This is a genomic window from Rhizobacter sp. P2_H2 (genome assembly GCF_056403375.1).
The window spans coordinates 1-2,304 of record NZ_JBFUFP010000887.1; the positions used below are offsets into that span (position 1 = coordinate 1).

Annotated in this window: 3 protein-coding genes; all 3 read right to left on the bottom strand. The window is 72.2% G+C overall.

Annotated elements, in window-relative coordinates:
- Positions 1–815: DUF5682 family protein (locus AC1D15_RS27780; RefSeq protein ID WP_477828542.1), on the bottom strand; the 815-nt coding region annotated here is incomplete at its 3' end.
- On the bottom strand, positions 815–1,906 hold the full coding sequence (locus tag AC1D15_RS27785; protein WP_477828543.1) for an ATP-binding protein: 1,092 nt from the start codon (positions 1,904–1,906) through the stop codon (positions 815–817). The genes AC1D15_RS27780 and AC1D15_RS27785, both read right to left, overlap by 1 nt.
- Positions 1,903–2,304, bottom strand: a 402-nt coding sequence (locus AC1D15_RS27790; RefSeq protein WP_477828544.1) for a DUF4132 domain-containing protein, incomplete at its 5' end; no start/stop codon positions are given. The genes AC1D15_RS27790 and AC1D15_RS27785, both read right to left, overlap by 4 nt.

A 2,304-nucleotide genomic window follows, 5' to 3' on the forward strand; every position in this document is an offset into this window, starting at 1 on the left:
CACTGGTAGTACATCGGCGACGGCAGCCCCGCGGCATAGCCGCCGAGCGCATCGACCTGGCGGAACTCGAACGGCACCAGGTAGCAGCCGGCGGCGCGGTCATCGGCGGGTTGCGGCACCTCGGGCTCGCCCCCCCGTTCGCCCTGAGCCTGTCGAAGGGTCCGCTCCAGCGCCGGCTTGTGCCAGCCGCCGCACACCACCAGCACGCGCTCGAAGTTGGCGGCCGCCCACGCGATCCACTGCGCCATGTGGGCCTCGCGCGCCTGGTCCTGCGGGGTGCCGGCCTCGTCGCCGCGCAGCTCGGCGAAGTACAGGTCGAGCTTGCGCGACAGCTCGTCCGGCGACGCGTCGGCGGGCTGCGATTCGAACAGGTGATCCCACAGCGCGTCGTCACTGTCACAGCCGAAGCGGCGGCACAGGTGGTCGACCACCTGCGCGTAGCGCGAGCGGGCATTGCGCCGCCCGGCGGTGCGGCGCTGCGCATCGGGCAGCGCGCGGTAGCGCCAGTGCGGCAGGTCCATGAAGCGCAGCGCCGCGCCCACTGCCCGGCCTTCGCGCAGCGCCACCCACTCCGGCGAATGGTCGAGCAGCGGGAACCAGCACTGCGCCGCCTGCCCGTCTTCGTTGGCATAGCTGTACAGCGCGAGCGGCAGTTCATGGTCGAGCAGCAGCTCGCCGAGGCGCGGGTTGAAATCGCTCGGGCCTTCGATCAGCACGGCCTGYGGCCGCTCCTGCGCGATGACCTGCGCCACCAGCCGCGCGCAGGCGGGGCTGTGGTGGCGCACGCCGACCACGCGGACGGGGCCGGTCGGCATCATTCCGGCAGCAGGTGCCGCGCCGCGTGGAWGGCCTGCCAGTGCTCGCCCTTGCRGCGGCTGGCGCGCTGCTCGATGTAGCGGCGGATCTTCTTCAGGTCGTCGGCGTTGTCCTTCGCGGCGGCGCCGGCCAGCGCCTCGACGATGTCGGCCGGCTGGCCGGCATCGCCGCGCAGGTAGTGGCCGCGCAGCGCGACCGCATGCGCGACGCTGACCGCCTCGGCGGTGCTGACGACGGTCGACAGCCGCTCGCCGGCATTGCCGTCCTTGTCGAGCCCGGTGCGCAATTCGCGGAACGTGGTGACCAGCACCTCCAGCACGTCGTCGGACGGCTGCACCGCGATCTGGTCCTGCGCCAGCAGCCGCGCCAGCTCGGCGCGCACCAGCGCGAGCTCTTCGTCGTAGTCGGCGATCGGGAACACCGTCTCGAACGCGAAGCGCCGCTTCAGCGCGGCCGACATCTCGTTGACGCCGCGGTCGCGGGTGTTGGCGGTGGCGATCAGGTTGAAGCCCTGCGCGGCGAACACCGCGTTGTCGTCGGCGAGCTCCGGCACCATCAGCAACCGCTCGGAGAGGATCGACAGCAGGCCGTCCTGCACCTCGGGCGGGCAGCGGGTGATCTCCTCGAAGCGCACGATGCGGCCGTCGCGCAGCGCGCGGTACAGCGGCGACGGCACCAGCGCGCGCGGGCTCGGGCCGTCGTTGAGCAGCAGCGCGTAGTTCCAGCCGTACTTGATCTGGTCCTCGGTGGTGGCGGCGCTGCCCTGGATGGTCAGCGTGCTGGTGCCGCTGATGGCCGCCGCGAGCAGCTCCGACAGCAGGCTCTTCGCGGTGCCCGGCTCGCCGACCAGCAGCAGCGCACGGTTCGACGCCAGCGTGACCATCGCGCGCTCGAGCAGGCTGGGCGCGCAGACGATCTTGCGGCGGATTCCCGGCGCGCCGCCGATGAAGCGCATCACCGCCTTCATCGACAGGCGCCAGCCTGGCGGCACCGGGCCGCTGTCGTGCTTCGCGAGCTGGGCCAGCTCGTCGGCGTAGAGCAGCTCGGCGGGCGGGCGCTGGCTGCGGATGGCGGTGGTGCGGTCGGTCATGGCTGAGGCTGTGAAAGGGCAGGGTTCAGCAGGTCGATGTCGCGCAGCATCTCGCTGGCGGACACCGGGTCGAGTGCGTCGAACGATAGCGCTTCGACGGTGCCTTCGGCCGAGCGGCGCGCGAGCGTGAGCCACTCGAGCGACTGGCGCGCCTCCAGCACGCCGCCGGCGACGAAGATGCCGGGGCTGAAGCGCAGCGTGATGCGCAGGCCGCCGGGCGCGTCGCGCGCGTACTCGCGGACCATGCCGCCGTCTTCCGCGCCGCCGCGCTCCCAGCCCTTCTGGTCGAGGCCGATCACGGCGCCGGTCGCGACATCGCGGTTCTCGAAGCGCTTGACCGTGCGCTGCTGCTTCTCATGCGGCGTCAGCGCGTAGGTCTCGCGCTGCAGCTGCTTGAA